Origin of the sequence: Campylobacter concisus, assembly GCF_002912895.1 — a bacterium.
GTDB lineage: Bacteria > Campylobacterota > Campylobacteria > Campylobacterales > Campylobacteraceae > Campylobacter_A > Campylobacter_A concisus_G.
The window spans coordinates 1-21,541 of the sequence record NZ_POZX01000042.1 but is presented as its reverse complement, the minus strand read 5'-3'; the positions used below and the strand labels follow the sequence as shown (position 1 = coordinate 21,541).

General features: G+C 39.9%; 18 protein-coding genes. All 18 read right to left on the bottom strand.

The features are described from left to right. The 18 genes from CYP51_RS05205 to CYP51_RS05120 all read right to left on the bottom strand — a co-directional run bounded on the left by CYP51_RS05205 (position 1) and on the right by CYP51_RS05120 (position 21,423). Positions 1 to 2,100, bottom strand: a complete 2,100-nt coding sequence (locus CYP51_RS05205) for an STT3 domain-containing protein (protein ID WP_103624642.1) — start codon at positions 2,098 to 2,100, stop codon at positions 1 to 3. Then, the gene (gene pglJ / locus CYP51_RS05200; RefSeq protein ID WP_103624641.1) at positions 2,093 to 3,217 is read right to left on the bottom strand and encodes an N-acetylgalactosamine-N,N'-diacetylbacillosaminyl-diphospho-undecaprenol 4-alpha-N-acetylgalactosaminyltransferase; all 1,125 of its coding nucleotides are present in this window, start codon (positions 3,215 to 3,217) and stop codon (positions 2,093 to 2,095) included. The genes CYP51_RS05205 and pglJ overlap by 8 nt, the downstream gene beginning before the upstream one ends. After that, positions 3,214 to 4,257 (bottom strand): glycosyltransferase, encoded by a 1,044-nt coding sequence (locus tag CYP51_RS05195; RefSeq protein ID WP_103624640.1) that lies wholly within the window; start codon positions 4,255 to 4,257, stop codon positions 3,214 to 3,216. The genes pglJ and CYP51_RS05195 overlap by 4 nt, the downstream gene beginning before the upstream one ends. Then, positions 4,254 to 5,312 (bottom strand): glycosyltransferase, encoded by a 1,059-nt coding sequence (locus tag CYP51_RS05190; RefSeq protein ID WP_103624639.1) that lies wholly within the window; start codon positions 5,310 to 5,312, stop codon positions 4,254 to 4,256. The genes CYP51_RS05195 and CYP51_RS05190 overlap by 4 nt, the downstream gene beginning before the upstream one ends. Further along, on the bottom strand, positions 5,309 to 6,241 hold the full coding sequence (locus CYP51_RS05185; RefSeq protein ID WP_087586195.1) for a glycosyltransferase family 2 protein: 933 nt from the start codon (positions 6,239 to 6,241) through the stop codon (positions 5,309 to 5,311). The genes CYP51_RS05190 and CYP51_RS05185 overlap by 4 nt, the downstream gene beginning before the upstream one ends. Continuing rightward, a complete protein-coding gene (locus tag CYP51_RS05180; protein WP_103624638.1) occupies positions 6,242 to 7,003 on the bottom strand; it encodes a glycosyltransferase family 25 protein in 762 nt (253 codons plus the stop codon). It lies immediately after the preceding gene. Next, positions 7,004 to 8,521: an MATE family efflux transporter gene (locus CYP51_RS05175; protein ID WP_103624637.1), complete on the bottom strand. Its 1,518-nt coding sequence runs from the start codon at positions 8,519 to 8,521 to the stop codon at positions 7,004 to 7,006. Continuing rightward, a complete protein-coding gene (locus CYP51_RS05170) occupies positions 8,521 to 10,647 on the bottom strand; it encodes an STT3 domain-containing protein (RefSeq protein WP_103624636.1) in 2,127 nt (708 codons plus the stop codon). The genes CYP51_RS05175 and CYP51_RS05170 overlap by 1 nt, the downstream gene beginning before the upstream one ends. Positions 10,648 to 10,655: 8 nt before the next feature. Beyond that, complete coding sequence (locus CYP51_RS05165) at positions 10,656 to 11,888, bottom strand: nucleotide sugar dehydrogenase (RefSeq protein WP_103624635.1); 1,233 nt, start codon at positions 11,886 to 11,888, stop codon at positions 10,656 to 10,658. Continuing rightward, positions 11,885 to 12,325, bottom strand: coding sequence for an ecotin family protein (locus CYP51_RS05160; protein WP_103624634.1), 441 nt, complete (start codon positions 12,323 to 12,325; stop codon positions 11,885 to 11,887). Before CYP51_RS05160 ends, CYP51_RS05165 begins: the two co-directional genes overlap by 4 nt. Beyond that, a complete protein-coding gene (locus CYP51_RS05155; protein ID WP_103624633.1) occupies positions 12,322 to 13,644 on the bottom strand; it encodes a UDP-glucose dehydrogenase family protein in 1,323 nt (440 codons plus the stop codon). Before CYP51_RS05155 ends, CYP51_RS05160 begins: the two co-directional genes overlap by 4 nt. An 8-nt stretch (positions 13,645 to 13,652) precedes the next feature. Then, positions 13,653 to 14,636 carry a UDP-glucose 4-epimerase GalE gene (gene galE, locus CYP51_RS05150; protein WP_103624632.1) on the bottom strand — a complete coding sequence of 328 codons (984 nt, stop codon included), beginning with the start codon at positions 14,634 to 14,636 and terminating at the stop codon, positions 13,653 to 13,655. An 80-nt stretch (positions 14,637 to 14,716) separates the two neighbouring features. Next, the gene (locus CYP51_RS05145) at positions 14,717 to 15,565 is read right to left on the bottom strand and encodes a DNA ligase (protein ID WP_103624657.1); all 849 of its coding nucleotides are present in this window, start codon (positions 15,563 to 15,565) and stop codon (positions 14,717 to 14,719) included. After that, positions 15,565 to 16,143: a DNA-3-methyladenine glycosylase I gene (locus tag CYP51_RS05140; RefSeq protein ID WP_103624631.1), complete on the bottom strand. Its 579-nt coding sequence runs from the start codon at positions 16,141 to 16,143 to the stop codon at positions 15,565 to 15,567. The genes CYP51_RS05145 and CYP51_RS05140 overlap by 1 nt, the downstream gene beginning before the upstream one ends. Positions 16,144 to 16,152: 9 nt before the next feature. Further along, positions 16,153 to 17,211 (bottom strand): NAD-dependent epimerase, encoded by a 1,059-nt coding sequence (locus CYP51_RS05135; protein WP_103624630.1) that lies wholly within the window; start codon positions 17,209 to 17,211, stop codon positions 16,153 to 16,155. A 45-nt stretch (positions 17,212 to 17,256) separates the two neighbouring features. Then, complete coding sequence (locus CYP51_RS05130; protein WP_103624656.1) at positions 17,257 to 17,934, bottom strand: DUF4272 domain-containing protein; 678 nt, start codon at positions 17,932 to 17,934, stop codon at positions 17,257 to 17,259. Positions 17,935 to 17,972: 38 nt separating this feature from the next. After that, a complete protein-coding gene (locus tag CYP51_RS05125; protein WP_103624629.1) occupies positions 17,973 to 19,319 on the bottom strand; it encodes an FAD-dependent oxidoreductase in 1,347 nt (448 codons plus the stop codon). Between the two features lie 127 nt (positions 19,320 to 19,446). Beyond that, a complete protein-coding gene (locus CYP51_RS05120) occupies positions 19,447 to 21,423 on the bottom strand; it encodes a TonB-dependent receptor domain-containing protein (RefSeq protein ID WP_103624628.1) in 1,977 nt (658 codons plus the stop codon). Between the last annotated feature and the right edge of the window lie 118 nt (positions 21,424 to 21,541).

Genomic DNA, 21,541 nt, shown 5'->3' with positions numbered 1-21,541 from the left:
TCACCTCTTTAGCTTATAAATTTTTGCTGCCCCATCCAGTATGACTGGCTCAAAAATTTTTGGATCGTACCTTTCAAGCACAAAAAGCTGTATATAAGTGCTATTTAAAATACTCTCATCAAGAATGATAAACCTGCCGTAATCCCTCATAAAAATAACAGAGATGTTTGAGAGTTCGTTATTTTTATACTCTTTGACATTTAGTTTGCCAGACTCGTCATAGTCGGTCTCTATGAAAGATCTTAGTGGCAAAACGTTGTTTTCATAGATCAAATTTGTAACATCACTTGATAGTGTAAATCCACCGCTTAGCCTGATGCCTTGTTCATTTTGTGAGATCGCTCTTGTGACGATAAAAAGGCCGTTGTTTAAATTTTTACCACTTTTTAGATCGATCTTGCTAAACTGCAAAATGGTCGGAAAAATACCAAGCATCCTATCTGGAAGATAGTAATAAATATCTCTTGTCTTTGCTGGCAGGCTAAAATTTGCCTCCTTTATATCACTAAAAAACTGATCAATACTTGCGTTTCTCTCTTTTAAAATTTGAGCCAAGTTGCCGTTAAATCTCTCCTTGAAATTTCGCTCTGTATACTCCACATCAAGCCTTGCCATATTTGCTGAGCTCATCTCATCGCTACCAAGCGCAAAGCTCACGGCAAAATTTTCACGCCCAAGGTGCTTTCCACCATCAATCAGTGTCTTAACATCGCTGTAATACCTAATCGGATATCCATAGTCCCACCACGCAAGCACGTAGTCCTCGCGGTCTGCGATACTTTTTAACTTATTTAAAATTTCAACTTCTTTGTGCACAAAAACTGGTTCAGCCTTGTAACCATAGATATGAATAAGTGCTGGAGCTAATGCAAGCACGGTTATGACGGCTCTTGATAGGCCTAAAACTAAGCCTTTTAGCTTTAAATTTGAAAGTATAAACTCGACCAAATAGCCAAAGCCAAGCGCCATGATAGGCACGGCATAAATAGTAAATCTAAGACCGCTTTTAAAGGCTAAAAAGCCAAGTGCAAGCATGCCAAGCGAGACGGCAAATGAGCGGTATTTAAAGCAAAAAAGAGCAACGCCAGCAAGCGAGATCAAAAATGTGATGACATTTGCGCTGATCCTCTCGCAAAATAGCGTAAAATCAACGATGCTTGACTCTTGGATGGTTTGATTGACATTAAAAAAGTGAAAGCTCATACCACTTAGTTCTGGACTTCCTCTAAAAACGTAGAATTTAAGCTGAAAAATAATCGGATTTAGTCCACCACGAATTACAAAAACAACAAAAATAACCGCCAAAATACCAAGAGCAATTTTAAAATTTATCACCTCTTTTTTAAAAAGACAAAGCACATAAATAGCGATGATAGCGATAAATTTAAGCGTTAGATCAAGATTTGAAATGGCAAGTAAAAGCAGCGAAATTTCAAGGTAAAAAAGTGGGTTTTTTCTATCAAAGATGAGCGTGTAAAGTAAAAATAGTCCGGTTAAAATGCTAATAAGCGAAAACGCACTCGCATACCACCACATATAAATAAGCACGCTTAAAGGTGCGATTATTAGGCTTTTTGCGTCCTTTTTCTCAAGCACCCTAACAAGCCCCCAGACGACAAAGACGCTAAGTGGGATGATGAGCATATCAGTATCGTAGTAACCTGCCATTGTACGGTTGTAGTAGCTATTTGCAACCACTGCAAGAAGCGCAGCGATGAAGCCAGCCATTTTTAGTTTGTATTCATTTGCGATCAGGATAACTGGCACAGCGACAAGCGATGAGAAAAATACGCTCATATAAATCATCACCGTCTCAAGCTTAACGCCTAGAAATTTCACGATCCAGTAAGTAAGTGTGGAAAGCGGATAGCCGTAGTAGCTAAGGTCATTTTCTTGGTGAAAGCCAGCCAGCATATCCCTTGTGCCCTCGGCAAATGCGTAGCCGTCGTTTGTGCTGATCATTAGCTCGTTGTTCCAGAAAAAGACTGGATACTCGCTCGCCCAAAAGACCCAGTAAAGCCTGCAAACCATGCCAAAGAGGACTGCGACAAATATCATCAAGTATAAAGAGTAATTTTTAAAAAATAAATTTCTATTCATTAGGATTTTCCAAAAAATTTATAAGCTCGCTCGCTATATTTTTACTATCAAAAATTTTAGCCCGATTATACGCAACCTTTTCAAAATTTTGCCTTATTTTAGGCGCATTAAGCACCTTTATCATCGCCTCTTTCATCGCATTTTCATCATCAACAGGCACCAAAATGCCAAACTCGCTCTCGCCCAAAAGCTCCTTTGCACCACTCTTATGCTCGGTCGAAATAATTGTTTTTTCGCATGCTAGTGCTTCAAGCAGGACATTTGAAAAGCCCTCAAAACGTGAAGCACAAAGCAAACACGAGGCATTTTTTATATGTTTAAATGGATTTTTATCAGTGCCAAGAAGCTTTACTCGCTCACCCACGCCAAGCTTGTCGATTAAATTTTGTAGCTCGTCCTTTAAAGGCCCTTTACCAAGGATACCAAGCGTAGCGTGAGGGTCGTTAATGGAAGCTATGATTTTTATTAGCATAGCTTGATTTTTACCGCTATCAAGGCGGCCGATATTTATGAAAAATGGCCTAAAATCGCTCTCTAGCGGCTCATCTTTTAGCAAATTTATAGTTTTTAGATCAAGGGCGTTATAAAGCACCTTTGTTTTTGCCTCACTCATGCCAAAATTTCGCACCAGATCCTCTTTATTGCCAGCTGCATTTGCGAGGATTAGATCAGCCTTTTTATAAAGATGAGTGAGTAAAAATTTATTAACCCTGCCGCTTAAATCGACTTTATATAGGACCGATGGACAGCTTCGCTCGCTGATAACTAGCCTTTTTTTAAAGCCCAAAATTCTAGCAACCCCAGCGATATAGCATGGGCGGTTCATCAGCACAAACTGCGTGTCGATGCCTAAGTTTTGACAAAGATTTTTATACTTAAAGGCAAGCATTGGCATCGCTAAAAAGAGCCTTGCAAGCTTCTTTAGCCCGCTCTCGTAAGGATCGCTATTTTCTATAAAGTGGATTTTCACCTCGCTTGGAATCTCATAGGCGATGACCTTACTCATTAAGATAAGATGAACTTCATATCTTTTAACCAAAAATGGCAGCAAATTTGCCACATTTCGCTCAGCCCCGCCAGGTCCCATCGAGTATAAAAAAACGGCTAATTTTTTCACTTGCTAACAACCTTTTTTATAAATTCTCGCCATTGCTTGATGATATTTTCTTTGCTAAATAAATTTGCACTTTCGCTGGCGTTTTTTGCTAGCTTTTGCCTTAAATTTTCATCTTTTAAAAGCATTTCAAGCTTATCTTTTAGATCATCTGCGTCGCCATTTTTAAAGATAAGCCCGTCCGTGCCGTCATCTATAAGCTCTCTTGCGCCCACGGTGTCGCTACTTAGCCTAGCGCAACCAAAAGCACCTGATTCTATTAGCACATTTGAAAGCCCCTCACTTCTTGAGCTAAGAACAAAAATTTTTGCCTCACTATAAAGCTTTGTGACATCACTCATGTGACCTAGAAATTTTACGTTAAGCCCCAAATTTGACGCCATTTGCTTTAGCTGCACTTCTTGCCTGCCATTGCCTGCGATCTTTATCTCCCAGCCATCAAGTAAGCTCTTATCCACCTTGCTAAGTGCCTCAAAATAGACATCATAGCCCTTTACCGCCTCCAGCCTTGCCACGCTTAAGATAACGTTTTGCTTCTCGCAAATTTCAGGCACATCAATAAAAAGTGGATTGTGGATGATCTCGCGGTTTTTGGCAAATTTATAGTAGGCGTAGTCGCTTTTACTTAGCACGCTTAAGCCATCTACAAAGCGGTAGCTAATATCACGCATAGCGCCTGCGATTTTGCTTTTTAAGTAGCTGTGCTCGTGATGCTCGGTTGCTATTAGTTTGCTCTTTAGCCCCAAATTTGCCAGCACGCAAGCGACGTTTGTCCAGTCGATAAAGCTCATTATAAGATCAGCCCTTTGCTCTTTAAAAAGCGCTCTAAGGGTGAGAATTTTCTTAAATTTTAAAGCCAGCCCTGAGCCAGTGACGTTAAGGTTTATGATATTTATCTTTTCACTAAATTTATAAAGCCCAAGATCCTCTTCAAGAAGAGCGATAGTGATCTCATTGTCCTTGCTAAGCTCGTTTGCAAGCACGTTTAGCACGCGTTCAGCCCCACCATTTCTAAGTGCGGCGATGACAAAAAGAATTTTCACTTCACACCTCCAAGCCTTAAAAGCTCCAGCCACTTTTTATAAATTTGCTCCACACTAAACTCATCAAGCCTAGCTCTTGCGTTTTTGGCAAATTCGCCCATTTTTACCTCATCTTGCAGCAAATTTGCAAGCTTTTCGCTCATCTGATCAGCGTCATTTATCTCGCAAAGCAAACCATCAAAGCCATCTTTTATAAGCTCTTTTGCCCCGCTAGTTCTTGTCGCAACCCGCACGCAGTCATAGTTTATCGCCTCTATCAAGGTGTTTCCAAGACCCTCGAAATTTGAGCAAGAAAGCAGCACCTTTGCTCTTTTATAAAGTGAGGCGATGTCGCTAACGTTGCCTAAGAATTCGATATTAGCGTCCAAATTTTTAGCTAAATTTTCTAAATTTGCTCTCTCACCACCATCTCCAGCGACAGCAAATTTATAGCCACATTGCTTTAAGCTTGCAGCCACTCTTACAAACATTTCGCAGTTTTTTATCTTATTTAGCCTGCCAACAAAGATGATTAAATTTTCTTTGGCAAAACTCTCACTGCGCACCTCTTCAAAGAGTGGGTTGTAAATTTTCATCACATTTTTGCAAAATTTTGAGTAGTAGCCACGATCCTCGTCGCTTAGGACGCTAAGTGCGTTTGCAAATGGATAGCTTATGCGTCTTAGCACCTTAAAGATCGCTCTTTTTGGTGCAAGATAGTTTGTGTGCTCGCTTATTATTATAGGCGTCTTTAACCCAGCTGAGCTAAAGAGTACCAAGGTATTTACGGCGTCTAAAAAGGATATTACAGCGTCAAATTTGCCCTCTCGTATGAGCGCTCTTAAGGCAAGCGCTTTCAAAACTCTCTTTTTTAAATTTCCAATTAAGCCAAGCTCATCAGCCCCAATGCCTAAATTTATGAGCTTCACGCCGCTTGCCAGCTCGTAAAATGGCTCATCCTTGTCAAATTTAACAAGGCTTACATCGTGATCCACGCTAAATCTTGATGCGATCACCGCGCAAACCCTCTCTGCACCGCCACTTCTAAGCGTTGATGTGACAAATAATATCTTCATACGCCAAACCTTTGTTTGATCTTTACTCTAAGCTTTGAAAGTGCTGGTAAAATGCCACTTGGAAGCGGACTAAGCAGCAAAAATATAAACGCCTCTTTACTAAATTTAATACTAAGGCTTTTAAAGATACACCTTAGCATAAGGCCATATTCGCCTGCTATTTTGGCATAGTAAGCGGCGTTTTTATACTGCAAGGCTAGAAATTTTGGCTCATGTTTGATAGCTATATCGTAGTGCATATTTGCCGTTTTTATGTAGGCGTTTGCTACGTTTAGAGCGTGTTTGCTGGCATTTAGCGTCGCACTATCGCTTCTTGCGATGCGGTAGATGTAAAGTGGCTTTTTAAGATAGAATACATTTTTTTCAAAAAAACGGATGTAAAGCTCATTTTCGCCGCCGAAACTGCTCTCATCAAACCTAAAATCATCTATAAATTCACGTGAAAAAAGCTTAAAATACTCCCCATTTATCCGCCCACAGTGATAATCAACCTTGCTCATCGCCCCACTCTTGTTATATGGGCTTCTACCAGCTATCATCTCGGTCATCACGCCATCTTTTTCGCAAATCGCGTCTGCAAAAACGCACGAATACTCGCCACTTTTTAAAATTTCATAACACTGGGCAATCGCCTCTGGTAAAAGCTCATCGTCATCGTCAAGCAAGCAGACAAACTCGCCTGTTGCGTTATCAAAGCCGTTATTTTTGTTGCCATTTGGACTCTTTTTGTGAGCGCTATTTTTTACAAATTTGATCCTAGCGTCGTTAAAACTCTTGCAAATTTCACTCGCACTCTCGTCATCGCCGTCGTCAGTTACAACTATTTCTAAGTTTTTATAGCTTTGAGCTAGAGCGCTTTTTATGGCCTTTTTTAAAAGCTCTGGACGCTTGTAAGTCGCGGTTACGATGCTGATTAATGGCTCGCTCATTTAGCCCCTTTTAAAAATTCTCTCATATCCTTGAAGCTTTTCAAGCCGTGAGAAAAGTATAAATTTAAATGTTTTTATGTAGGCCTTTAAATTTGCGCTGTATCCCCTCTCAAGGCGCTCGCCCTCGATATTTGAGCCACTAAGATCAATTGGGTGCGCAAAAAGGTCGCAAAAATACATCTGCATATCATTAACGCCAAGCAAATAGTCCCAAACATCAGTCGTACAAAGCGCATTTTTGTGAATTTCAAGCAAATTTTTAGCACTTTTTTTAGTTAGCACGTAAGCCCCTGCTCTATAAATGCTTGAAAATGAGTGCTTTGAAACCTGCCAAAGTGGCTTACTTAGGCTAGTATCCACCTTTTTGCCAAAGGCGCTAAACCTGCCTTCTAGCCCATCTTGCATGCCACATATCAGCACGCTGTTTTCAGGCATCTTGCTAGCTACTAAAAAGGCCTCTTTTATGGCATTATCATCTCCGATCACGTCGTCTTCAAAGATGATGGCAAATTTGGCTTCACTCGCTAAAAACGCCTCATAAGCTTTCACGTGCGAGAGCGAACAGCCAACCTCTGCTGGGCTTAAAACCTTGCCGTAAGCTTTAAATGACGGCGAAATGATCTTATAGTACTCCCTCGCGTTTAGCTCCCTGCCATCAACTGCGTCTATTAGCTTAAAGCTATCATAAGAGCTAAATTTCTGCTGCAAAAGTTCGCGCCTTTTGGTATCTTTTGCCAAAGAGATCAGATAAATTTCATTCATTTAAGACCTTTTAAATTTTTTTAAAATTTTACGCCAAACTATGCCTCGCTCGAAGGCATTAAAAAATAAAAAATATCCCAAAACATAAGCTGCGCCAGCGTATATCGCAGCAAAGATAGCAAATTTTAGCCAGTTATCTAAGCTTACAAAGTCCTTGCATGCAAACATCGCAAGCACGCAGAGCGCAAAAACGGCTAAATTTTTAAAATAAACCCCGTAAAATGTAGTGAGCTTTACCTCTAAATTTAAAGCAGCGTTTATGAGGTCAAAGCCGAGAATTCTTATGCTATAAAAAACGGCTGCAACGATGACGATACCATAAACGCCGTAGTCACTAAATTTAAGCAGTGCGATCTGCGCTATGATCGTGCTAACGCCAAGGATAGTGTTGGCAATGGCTTGGCGGCGAAGCTTGTTTGTCGCGCTATCAAGGTTAAAAAGCGAGAAAACAAAGCTTATAAAGACGATGGGCACTAGCGTGATCATAGAGACGTTATAGATAAATTTTATCTCCTCGCTACTTTTAAACGGCAACCAAAGCGTGTAAAAATCAAGTCCAAAAACGACGAAAAATGCTGCCGGAGCACTCATTACAAAGGCGATCACCTTCATCGAAAATTTAGCCTCTTTTATGAGGTCCGTGATCAAATTTTTAGAGTAAAGCTCGACAAATTTTGGCGCAAAGATACCGCTAAGCTGCGCTACAAAGCTCTCAAGTATGATAGGGGCGGCCTTGGCGACTGAAAGAAGGCCAGTGGCGTTTGCATTTACGAAAATGTTGCAGATAAAAAGATCCATACCAGTTAAAAGTATGCGATTTAGTGCATTAAAGCTATTCCAAATGCCAGAGCTTAAAAGCTCTTTGATCTTAGAAAAGTCAAATTTACTAAGGCTAAATTTTAGCTCTGGCGTGATGCGAGCTGACATAAAAATGGTGCTAAAAAAGACAAAAAGGCTAGCAACTAGCGCTGAGATAGCAATGTAAGAAATAAATGGCTTAAAAAAATAAAAAAGTGCGACGATAAGCGCTGCTAGGATCGCGCTTGAGATGGCGTTTCTGATGGAAAGCAGATAGAGCTTGTTTGTCACGAAGGCGCAGACCGTCAAAACGCCGTTAAATAGCCCAACGCAGAAATTTATAAAGTAAAAAACAAGGGTCATTCTCACATCAAAAAGTAAATTTTCAGGGACATTTAAAAAGCTTTGCAAATTTAGTATGAAAATAGAGCTAAGCACCACGACAACGGCGCAAAAGAAGATATTTACAACAAGCACTGATGAGTAGTAGGTGTTTGCAAGACTTAGGTCTTTTTTGTGCCACGCATGAGCGACGAAGCGCCCGCTGACCGAGTTTATGGCTACACTTACGACTGCGGCGTAGCTAACGATGGCGTTACTAAGGCCTACAAAGCCAAAAGCCTCGTTGCCAAGGCTCTTTAAGATAAATGGCGTAAGAAAGAAATTTATACCCATTGATACGACAAAAACGACGATTGAGCTTATTAGATTGATTAGCATTAGATTTTTAACCTGTAAATTTTTACACCACTTGAGATGACAAATGGCTCAAAGTATCGCTCGTCTGCTCGCTCAAATATAAAAAGCTGCACAAGAGATGAGTTAAAAGCATTTTCATCAAGCAACAATATCCGCGCATAATCTTCTAAAAAAACCACATAAATTTTGGCGTTTTCATCTATGATTTTTTCATCTATTCGTAAATCTCTTCCAGATCCTTTTACTTTATAAAATGATTTTACAGCTATTTTTTCACCGTTATGTATGATAAATTTTTGCTCATTTGTAGGCAAAGTATAGCCATCTCCTAGGTCAATACCAGCTTCGCTAACGCCATTTAATGCACTAACATGATAAAAATTCTCTTTTTGCTTTTTACCAGTTGTAATGTCGATATAGCTATATCTAAAGATATTTGGCGCGATGTCAATCATATTTGGCACAAGATAGTAAAAAACCTCTTTTTTTGCAGCTGGCAGAGTGAAATTTTCACTCTCAAGCTGACTTAAAAAAGTATTTATATCGCTTGTGTTGTAGTCTTTTAAAATTTTATCTATTGGCCTTATATTTTGCTCAAGCGAGATGTCATTATACGTAACTGCCACTCTTGCAAGTCTAGCCGAAAATGCCTCATCTTTTCCCAAAGCAAGGCTAACAAAATAATTATTTTCGCCCCCTTGTCTACCAGGATCGTTTAAAGTCATAACATCAGCAAAATACCTTATCGCGTATCCATAATCCCACCATGAAAATACATAATCATCACGCTTTGCTACCTTTTTGAGCCCATCAAGCGCCACTGCTTCATCACGGCTAATCACAGTGTTTGGCCTATATAAATAAGCAAAATCTAAATTTATGGCAAGAGCGGCTACGACAAAAACTAAAGATGATAAATTTTTAATAGAATTTCTAAAATCAAATAAATTTAAAAAAAAATGCAAAAAATACCCAAAACCAAGCGCAACAAGTGGTGTTACGTACATAACAAATCTAACTCCACCAAAGAAAGATAGGAGTCCAAGTCCAAGCATTGGCAATGTAAGTAAGAATGGACGAAATTTCAAGCAAAGTAGCAAGTATCCAATAATAGCTGCCAGCAATATAAGAATATTTCCCGACATGAAATAGATAAAATATAAAGGGCTAGCACTTTTTACTTCACTGATAAAATTATGCTCATTTATAAAGTGAAATTTATCGCTAAGAATTTCATTGCCTTTAAAAACATAAATACCCATTTTTGAAGTAATGAAATCAAAACCACCAAAATAGATAAAAATAGCTAGCATTAAAGTAAGAAAAATGGCTAAATTTCTAGCTGAGAGTAAATTTTTATATTTGCAAAAAAGAGAGAAAAATAAGGCAATAACTGCTAAATTAAAAACCAAAATTTTATTTGCTATTAGTGGATCTTTAGTAAAAGCATTTGAGCTTACGATGCTTATAAACATAAAAAATATCGCTTGATAATTTTGCAATCTATCTCGCATAAAAACTAGCGTATATAGTAAAAACATAAAGAAAATACTTAAAATAAGTGCATAAGAGCTTTGATACCACCAAAGATAAAGCGACACAAAAACTCCAGGCAAAACGATAAATTTTTGTTCATTTGTGTTTAAGAGCCTGATCAAAAAATAGATGATAAAAAGCACAAATGTGACATTTAACATGTCACTATCAAAATATCCAGGCGATGTCCTTGAAAGATAGCTTGGCAAGATAACACTCATAAATGCAGCCACAGCTCCTACCCTAAGAGCCTTAAACTCATTTGATATCAAAACAACTGGAAGTGGGATAAGAGGAGCTAAAAGCGCACTCATATAAAACATCACGCTTTCGATCTTAAAAGGAAAAACTTTGCAAATATAAAAAACTATAGTTGAGATTGGGTGATTAAAGGGGCTAAAGTCATTTTGCTGATGAAAGCCAGCCAGCATGTCTCTAGCACCCTCTGCGTAATAGTATGCGTCATTTGTCGTAAGCATAAACTCGCCATTAAAGTAAAACTCTGGCATATCCTTTGCCCACAATACCCAGAGCATCCTAGCCGCAAATCCAAACAGATAAGCAGCCAGAAATATAAGTAAAATTTTACAATTTACGCTTACTTTGTGCACTAAATTCCTTACAGCCTAGCGTCAGCCTCTGGGTAGATATTTTTTATATCGTAAACTAAATGGCCTTTTAAATTTAGCTTTTTAAACTCATTGTGAGCTACGGCGATCACGATGCAGTCGTAGTCATCTAGGTTATACTCTTTTACTAGATCAAAACCGTACTCGTGTTTTACCTCAGCACTATCAGCCCAAGGATCAGTCACATCGACCTTGCAGCCAAAGTCTTTTAACTCATCAACTACGTCTATAACGCGAGAATTTCTTATATCTGGGCAGTTTTCTTTAAATGTCATACCAAGAACAAGCACGCGGGCTTTGTTGATAAGCACGCCTTTTCTTATCATTAGTTTTATAACCTGATCAGCTGCGTATCTACCCATATCATCATTGATGCGGCGGCCAGCTAGGATCATTTCAGGATGATAGCCTACCTCTTGAGCTTTGTGAGTTAGGTAGTATGGATCTACGCCGATGCAGTGTCCGCCAACTAGACCTGGGCGGAAATTTAAGAAATTCCACTTAGTACCTGCAGCCTCAAGCACGTCGATAGTGTTGATATGAAGCTTTTCAAAGAGCATCGCAAGCTCGTTTATAAAGGCGATGTTGATGTCGCGCTGAGTATTTTCGATGACCTTTGCAGCCTCTGCTACTTTGATACTTGAAGCTTTGTGAGTGCCAGCTGTGATGATAGAGCGGTAAATTTCATCGACCTTGTCAGCGATCTCTGGAGTTGAGCCACTTGTGATCTTTTTGATCTTTGTAACAGTATGCTCTTTATCCCCTGGGTTTATGCGTTCTGGAGAGTAGCCGCAGAAGAAGTCTTTATTAAATTTAAGCCCGCTCTCTTCAAGAAGAGGCACGCAAATTTCTTCTGTAACGCCTGGATAGACAGTGCTTTCATAGACAACGATGTCGCCTTTTTTAAGCACTTTTGCCACGCTCTGGGTCGCTTTTACCACTGGGGTTAGATCAGGGCGTTTATTCTTATCTATCGGAGTTGGGACGGTTACGATGAAGAAGTTGCAACTTCTGATGTCATCTAAATTTAGGCTAAATTTCATGCCATTATCGATCGCTTTTTTCATCTGCTCGTTGCTAAGCTCAAGCGTTCTATCATAGCCACTATTAAGCTCTTCTATACGTTTTGCATTTACGTCAAAGCCTACTACTTCGTACTTCTCACTAAAAGCTGCTGCTAGTGGAAGTCCCACATATCCAAGTCCTACTACTGCTATTTTCATTTATTTTTTCCTTTCTTTTTTGCTTCTATCTTTTTTACGCGTTCATACATTCTTATTTCCGCACTTACACCTTTTGGAATTATGATTCTAATAGGGCTAACGCCTGGTAAAATTTTAGTGAATTCGTAATAAACCTGCCTCTTTTTCTTTCCGTCCTTGCATAGCATCATCGTTTGCGCTAGCTCATCCCCGCCGCTAAATTCGTAATAAATCCCGCGCGCGTCCTCTTTTTCTTCAAGCTTCCCACCGAGTAAAAAGGCGAAATTGCAGTCGGTTTCTATCTCTTTAAAAAATGCGACTTCGTATTTAAAATAATCAGGCGGCATCTTTGAGATAGGTAGCTCAAAAATATTTTCCTCGGTTTTTGGCGCATTTTCGCCTGCTAAAAGTGCAAAGGGAAGCGCGAAAGTCGCGATAAAAAGTAAAATTTTTCTCATGATTTCACTCCGATTTGAAAATACTTAAATCCATGTTCGGCTAAAATTTTAGCGTTGTATTGGTTGCGTCCGTCAAATATGACAGCGTTTCTTAGCCTCTCTTTGATCTCCATAAAATCAGGCGATCTAAACTCGCTCCACTCGGTTACAAGTACCATTGCATCGGCACCATTAAGCGCGTCATACTTATTTTTAGCATATCTTATATCTAAATTTGGCATATATTTTTTAGCTTCTTCGCTTGATTTTGGATCATATGCCACCACTTTTGCGCCAGCTTCGTCTAAAAGCTTTATCAAAGTTAACGAGCTTGCCTCACGCATATCGTCTGTGTTTGGCTTAAACGCAAGCCCCCAAAGCGCAATCGTCTTGCCCTTTAGATCGCCGCCAAAGAAATTATAAATTTTCTCAAACAGCACTCTTTTTTGAGCCTTATTTCTTGACTCGACCGCGTTTAAAAGCTCTGGCTCAAATCCGTTTTGTCTAGCGGTGTAGATGAGTGCCTCGACGTCTTTTGGAAAGCAGCTGCCGCCGTATCCGCAGCCTGGATAGATGAAGCTATATCCGATCCTCGAGTCGCTGCCGATACCTTTTCTTACTAAATTTACATCAGCGCCCACGCGTTCACAGATATTTGCTATCTCGTTTATGAAGCTTATTTTGGTTGCCAGCATCGAATTTGCAGCGTATTTTGTCATCTCGGCTGACTTTACATCCATACAAATGAGCCTGTCGTGATTTTTCATAAATGGCTCATAAAGCTCTCTCATCGTGCTAAAGCCCCACTCGCTACTAGCTCCGATAACTACGCGGTCCGGCTTTAAAAAGTCCTCAACCGCAGCACCCTCTTTTAAAAACTCAGGATTTGAGACGACTTCAAATTTAACCTCTACATTTCTCTTTTTAAGCTCAGCCTCGATCACCTCATGCACCTTAGCTCCAGTGCCAACTGGAACGGTTGATTTATCGACAACTATTAGCGGTTTGCTTAAATTTTCTCCGATAGATTTGGCAACTGAGAGAACGTATTTTAAATCCGCCTGCCCATCAGCGCCCATAGGCGTGCCAACTGCGATAAATAACACATCTGCGTGCTCTAGCGCCTCTGTTATCTGCGTGCTAAATTTAAGCGAGCCATTTTTGTAGCACTCACTTACGATATCAGCAAGACCTGGCTCATATATCGGCACGACACCGTTTTTTAGCGCATCAATTTTTTTATTATCTACATCGACACAGATCACACTGTTGCCCATCTTAGCAAAGCATGCACCACTTACTAGTCCAACATATCCGGTTCCAATTACTGCTACTTTCATGCTTATCCCTAAATTTTCTTTTCCCACTCAAGGGCAGTTTTTATGATGAGCGCTAGGTCATCTCTTTTTGGCTTCCAGCTTGTTAGCGAGCGCAGTTTGCTTGCGTTTGAGATAAGGATAGCTGGATCGCCGTCCCTTCTTGGCGCATTTAACACCTTGAAATTTACTCCACTTACCTTTTTTGCGGTCTCGATGACCTCTTTTACACTAAATCCTCTGCCATATCCCACGTTAAAAGTTTCGCTACCGTTTTGACTGATGTAGTCAAGCGCACTTATGTGAGCGTCTGCTAGGTCACTAACGTGAATGTAGTCTCTTATGCATGTGCCATCTTTTGTCGCGTAGTCATCACCAAAAATGCCCATACTCTTGCGCTTGCCAAGTATAGTTTGCACAGCTACCTTAATAAGGTGCGTGGCGTTTGGATAGTTTTGACCGATAAGTCCCTCTTCGTCTGCACCAGCTACGTTGAAGTAACGCAAAATCGCAAATTTAAAATTTTCATTTGACGCTGCGTAGTCTTTTATGATCTGCTCGCTCATTAGCTTGCTTCTACCATATGGATTTATCGGGTTTGTAGGCGTTGTTTCGCTCACTTCCGCCACGTCTGGCTCGCCATAAACTGCGGCAGTTGAGCTAAATATAAATTTATTTACATTGTAAGCTTTTGCGTATCTTAGCACCCTTGCGACGTTTGCGGTGTTGTTTAGATAGTATTTTAGTGGCTCGCTCATACTCTCAAAAACCTCGATAAACGCCGCAAAATGGATGATCGCATCAAATTTACCATTTGCGAAAATTTCACTTAGATCATCTTCTAGATTTGCGTTTATAAATTTGAAATTTCCTATCTTTTGGAGTGCCTCAAGTGCTTTTTGTGAGCCTTTGCAGAGATTATCGATGATGGTTATCTCATCTTTACCTTGCCTTAAAAGTGCTTTTACTACGTGGCTGCCGATGTATCCAGCACCACCTGTTACTAAAATTTTCAAGTTTAAGCCTTTCGTAAAAAGTGGTTAATTTTATCAAAAATAGGGTAAAGCAAAAGTAAAGCAAGGCTTTTGAATAAATTTTAATCTTCTCTAACCCTTAAAAATATTGGAAATCTTGGCTTGCCATTAGCAGTTAAATTTTGAAATTTATATGTAATTATAGAGCCTATTTTTGGGGGATTTCGGCGCTTTTCATCGCTTAGTCCCGATCCTATTTTAAAGATAGTGCCAGATTTTGGCTCGTCAGCTTTTTCTTCACCCTGCTTGCCACCAAGCGCTTTGCAGGTAAGCGAGCCAGCAAATTTTGCGTATTTGCCGCTACCTTTATTTATAGCGATTACTTCACACTCGGCATCTTTAAATTTTTTAAATTTCAGTGCATTTTTGCTTCTTTTTCGCTCGTACGGTGCATTTGGCTCACGCACCACTGCTCCCTCGCCGCCTTTTGCGATGATACTTTCAGTAAATTTCAAAAATTGGGCGTTATCACGCATTTTTATCTGTTTTATGATGATTAAATTTTGATTTGGCTCATTTTTTAGAAATTTAGCTAAAACTTCAAGCCTATCAAGCAAGCCACCATTTGCCTCAGGCACATCAAAAATATGAAATTTTAACCTCTGCCAAGCTTTTTCATCGGGCAACTTATCCATCACTGTTGCTTGAATTTCTTCAAACTTAAGCTCCTTTGCGTAAAGCTCGCCATCAAGTGCAAATTTTGGGAAATTTTTAGTAAAACTTAGCGGTGCATTCAGTTTTTTACCCTGCCTTGAGAGTAAATTCTCTCCGTCCCAGTAGGCACGCACGCCATCAAGCTTTTCGCTAGCTAGCCAGCCTGAGACGTTTTGCTCTTTATACTCGCTAAGGCGCAGCAGGTCAAGAGAAAATGCAAAATTTAAAAGGACTAAAACCGCAAAAATTATTCTGATCAGGCTTTTGCCTTGCAAAAACAATATTCCAGATGATCGTCTACAACGCCCACACTTTGCAAAAAGGCATAGGTGCTAACAGAGCCTAAAAATTTAAACCCTCGCTTTTTTAGCTCCTTTGCCACAAAGTCTGACATAGGCGTAGCAGCTGGCACTTGCTTGATATCTTGATAGTGATTTATGATCTGTTTGCCGTCAAATTTGGGGTCAAATTTTCTTAGCAAATGCCCCCACAGATACTCGTAAAAACTGCCAAATTCTTTGGTTACGGATAAAAATGCAATGGCGTTTGCAGAAAGCGATTTTAGTTTTAATCTGTTGCGAATCAACCTCTCGTTTTGCATAAATTTAGCTATTTCGTCCTCACCGTAAAGCTTGATCTTCTCTGGGTCAAAGCTATCAAACGCCTCTCTCATAGCCTCTCTTTTTTGAAGCACTCCATACCACGAAAGTCCTGCCTGAAAACCTTCCAAAACTATCATTTCAAAAAATTTTCTATCATCTTTTACGACTTTGCCCCACTCGTTATCGTGGTAAGCTATATCAAGCTCGCCTTTGGCCCATTCACATCGCCTCATCTGCTTTCCTTAAATTTTAACTCCGTAAAACTCGCAATACCACTCGACAAATTTAGCCACGCCGTCGTTTACTTTTGTATTTGGCTTGTAGTCAAAGTCAGCCACCAAATCGCTCACATCTGCAAATGTCGCTGGCACGTCACCTGCTTGAAGTGGGAGGAAATTTTTCTTGATCTCACGACCGATCTTTATCTCGACCGCCTTTATGTAGTCCATGAGCTCTACTGGGCTGTTGTTGCCGATATTATAGACCTTAAACGGCGCTTTTGAAGTTGCAGGATCTGGGTGCTTTGCGTCCCAAGCCGGATTTGGCTTAGCAGGGTTGTCGATGCACTTAATGATGCCCTTTACGATGTCGTCCACGTAGGTAAAGTCGCGCTTCATCTTGCCGTAGTTAAAGACGTCGATGGTTTTATCTTTAAGCGCGGCATCAACAAACAAAAATAGCGCCATATCAGGGCGTCCCCATGGTCCATAAACCGTAAAAAAGCGAAGTCCAGTCGTTGGCACGTTAAATAGATGGCTATAAGTGTGCGCCATCATCTCGTTGCTCTTTTTGGTCGCTGCGTAGAGGCTTATAGGGTGATTGACCCCCTCGTGCGTAGAAAATGGCATGTTCTCATTTAAGCCATAAACCGAGCTAGAGCTTGCATAGACTAGGTTTTTGATCTCATTGTGGCGGCAGCACTCTAGGATATTCATAAAGCCCGTGATGTTGCTGTCGATGTAGGCTTTTGGGTTTATGAGCGAGTAGCGAACGCCAGCTTGTGCAGCCAAATTTACCACTACATCAAATTTTTCTTTAGCAAAAAGCTCTTTCATAGTCTTTTCATCAGCGAGGTCTGCTTTTATAAATTTTAAATTTGCATGCGTTTTTGAGGTGATAAGCTTGCCATAGTCTATCTCGCTCGTCTCAAAGCCGGCCGTTTTTAGGCGCGCGAGCTTTAAATTTACATCATAGTAGTCATTTATCACGTCATACCCAACAACCTCATCGCCACGTGCTACAAGGGCATTCGCAAGATGAAATCCTATAAATCCCGCCGTTCCGGTTACTAAAATTTTCATGTTTTTCCTTTCATTTTTGGCTTATTTTAGTGCAGAAATGTAAATTTACGTATTTAGATCAGGGTAGTCCCAAGCGTTAAATTCAGCTCTTAAGTCGTCGTTCTCCCAACCTTTGCAACATAACCACTCAAGCCCTGCACGTCTTTCCATAACGACCTCTTCGTCAAGTCCAGCAAGCTTTTTGCCATTTATCCTAGCATCCACACACGCCCAGTGATAACGATAAACTAGGTCAAGTTTGCTTAAAATTTCATCCAAACTGCGCAGTTTTGAGCGGTTTTTGAGCCCACCCTCTCTAAAGACATCCATCACAAACTCACAGTCGCAAATTTTATCCATCTCACCGATATCTTCAGCTATGCCAAGCGCCCAAAGCAAGATCCAAAGCGACTCATATTTCCAGCCCATATTTACGGCCAAATTTATATCAGCCCTTCCCTCTACGACCTCTTTTTCTTTTACACTTAGGTCATTATAAAAATCGCCCAAAAAGTCTTTAGCCCAAGCTATCTCATCTTCACTTAGGTGGCCATTATCGCGGATAGTGCAAGCACACATGATCGCTGTAAATGAGCAAACCGCACGAGCAATGATCTCATCAACGCTTCTTGGCGTAACTTCACTATTGTCATACCTTAGTGGCAGACTCTCAAGCACAGCCACGCCCTCTTTTTTTAAAATTTTTATACTCTCATCTTTTCTTTGTTGTGCTGTTTTTGGCATATCCACACCTTTTTTAAAAATATCAAACACTCCCATTTTTACTCAAAAAACTCGGTGTTAAATTTCTCTTCGTTAAAATTTTTACCTAAAAATTTACAGGCTTCGATCATATCAGTTCTTGCTATTTCAAAGCAACTCGTAGCCCCGGGACTTGGAGTCATATTAAAACTTATGCCCTCGCCTGTGCTTATCTTACCCTCGCCAAGCTCAAGGCACTTTTTATTACGGTCGATAACTTGTGGCCTTACGCCTCCAAAATTTACAGCATAGCTCAGATCGTTTTCACTTAGGCTTGGCACGATCTTTCTAGCATCTTTTACAAATTCTTTTTTATTGATAAATGGCACTTCAAATAAGAAATTTCTTAAAATATAAGATCTGATGTCGCTATCTTTTAAGAGATTTGTAAAGACTTCAAAGACATTTTTATCAAATTTTAGGCATTTACAAAAGTCAAAAAAGCTTGAACAGCCGTGATATCTCTCTAGTTTTGGTATAACTAGGGCTGTTGGTCCAAAGCGAGTGTTTCCATTAGCTAGGATATCTGGATCGCCATGAAGCGCGGCAAATGGCAGCTTATCGTTTTGCACCATATAAACTTTGCCATTTAGCAGGCGTTTTTTTGCAAAGTAAAAGCTTCCGGCAACGGGCAGTGTGCTAAGATGAAGCCCATAACCCATTTTGTGAGCTAAAAATAGCGAGTGTCCTCCAGCATCTACTACAACGTAGTTTGCAGTGATCACTTCGCCATCATTTATCTTTATGTGAAATGTATCGCCAGCCTTTTTTATATCAGTTACTTCTGAGTTTAGGCTGATCTCATAGCCATCTGCGCCTAAATTTAGCGCATTTTGCACAAGTGAGTTTGCTAAGCCACCAAAGTCCATCGTCGTAAACTGCCCATTTTGCGTGCCTATGGCGATAATGTTTTCTGGCCTCTCATTACCATTTGCGTCAAAAACGACGTTTGGCTCGATCTGTTTTAACTTCTCTTTGTCATAAATTTCAAGGTAAGGAAAAAGCTCCTTAAAACTCTCATATCTCTCTTTCATGCGCTCTACTTCGGCATCTCCGATAGCTAGTGCCATTTTTTGATGAGCGAACATATATTTGCCATCAAGATTATATTTTAGGGCATATTTTACTGGCATATTTGCCACACGAGAGACTTTTTTTGCTTTTTCTAGTGTGTAGTTTGTCTCGATATCGCCACAATGAATGGTTTGTGAGTTGCCTTTGCCGTTTGAATTTAGAGTAGCTACGCCGTCATATTTTTCTAAAAGTGCGACTTTTTTTATATCACTAAATGCAGCCAACTCATAAAAGAGCGCCGTCCCACTAATGCCTGCTCCGACAATTACCATTTCAAAGTGCTTCTGCCTCATTTTTTCTCCCAAAAAGTTTAGTCGCCAAAATGATACTATATTAATTTTAAAACAAACAGCATGGTGAAAAAAGCTAGAATTTTTATATAAAAGAGAAATTTGGCAAGGCTCTCACCTTGCCTTGAAGTTAAAATTTATAAGATACGTTTACCTTGAAATTTCTACCTGGCTCCCAGTCTATCGTATTTGAGTTGCCTGTATATGTAGCTATCCTCAGAGATTGTGAAGTATAGGCTTTGTTAAAAAGGTTATAAATTCCAGCATTTATCTCAAGGCCTTTAAATTTGCCGCTACTTGGCGCATAGGTAGCGTAGATGTCGCTAACTGCGTAGCTCGGCATCTTGACATTTTTATTATCGCCAGCTGATATGGTATTTTTTGAAGCGAAGTAGATTAGGTTGTAGCCTATTAGCGTATCAATGCTAGAAAATGCGTATTCTGCGTTAAATGTATATTTATCGCCCTGATCGCGGTAGCCGATAACGTTTGAGGTATAGTAGCCACCGCTTGCTTTAGCGACCCTATCTTTATATTTTACCTTTTGATGAGTGTAGCTAGCTGCTAGGCTTAGTGCGTCTAAATTTAGTCTTGCAAGTAGCTCGACACCGCTTATATCAGCCCCACCAGCATTTATCCTCTTTAAGGCTCCATTTGCTATGTTGTTATCAACTATTAAATTTTTATATTTTGTCATGAAGTATTTTGCAGAGAGGTTATATGAGCTAGCTTCATTTATATCACCATGGTATTTAAGACCTGCTTCATAGCTATTGCCAGTTGTTGCTTTTAGATCTTTATTTGCTTCAAAATTTTTTGCTCTACTTGCATACATCGACTCCATGACATCAGGCCCTCTAAAGACCCTCGCATAGCTTGCAAATGCTTTAAGCCCTTTAAGGATCTCATAGTCAAGCGCAAGCGCTGGGGTAAATTCATTAAATTTATAGGTGTAGCTCTTTACATTTCCAGCCCTGCCATCATAGCTTTTTAGCTCGTGATGAGTGTATCTAATGCCAGGAGTAACAGTTAGCGAACTAAAATTTAGTGCATCTTCTGCGTAGATTGAGTAGTTATTTACCTTTTCTGGGTAGTGATTGTCTGGTTTGCTGAAATTTTTACTTTGATAAAACTCAGCACCATATCTAAAAGTCTGTGTTAAAGCACCACTCTCAACTACGCTTTTAGCCTTTGCATTTATGCCGTTTGTCTTTACGCCTAAAATTTTTAAAACAGGGTCATCTTTTTTGTGCTCGGTATTGTATGCTGTTAGCTCTAAATTCAAAAGATTACTAGGCTTGTATTCGTATTTTAGCGTTGTCGTATCGCGCTCGTATTTGCGGTGGTCATCATTTGCATGCGAACTACCAAATTCTGCTCTTATAGGATAAATGCCCTTAAATTCATTATGCTCTCTTGAGATAGAAATTCTATGTGCATCAAGGAAGCTATAGCCAAGCTTTAGAAGATAGCTAAGGTCGTTTCCATCGCCACCTATTTTATTGCCATTGCCGCTTTTGCCGTAGTCATAGCCTTTGTGATTTATCGCAGCTATAAAGTCAAGCCCTTCAACTGGGGCTGTAAAGAGCATAAGACCTTGAGAAAATTCGCTGCTATTTGAAGCATACCCTGAGCGGATTTTAGCTCCAATAATCTCGCCACTTTCTAGCAAATCTTTTGCATCTACTGTTTTAAAGGCGACCGAGCCACCAAGTGCACCTGAGCCATTTGCGACTGATTTTGAGCCAACTTCAACCTCGACGGCTTTTATTAAATCTGGGTCGATTAGTAAATCGGCATTATGGTGAAATGTATTTCCATTTTGTTTTGCGCCATCTATCGTGATATTTAGGCCACGATCGCTCACGCCTCTCATATAAATTTTTTGATTCATTCCATTTGTGCCGCCCACATAAACGCCAGGAATATCTCTCATCACGTCTTTTACTAGACCAGCATTTCTGGTTGAAATTTTGATGTCATCAACGCCATATCCGCCACTGCTACTTGTTACCTCAACTCCGCTTAATACGCTCTCGTCCGCCCCATTTGCACAAACTGCTATGCTTGCTGCAAGAGAGAGTTTAAATAAGCTTTTAAATCTCATATTTTCTCCTAATTTGGTTATTAAAATTACTATTTTAACTTTATAGCGTAATTTTGAGATTGAATATTATAATTTTAAGTATAAATTTTGGATAAATTTTGAGTTTTTTGGATAAAAA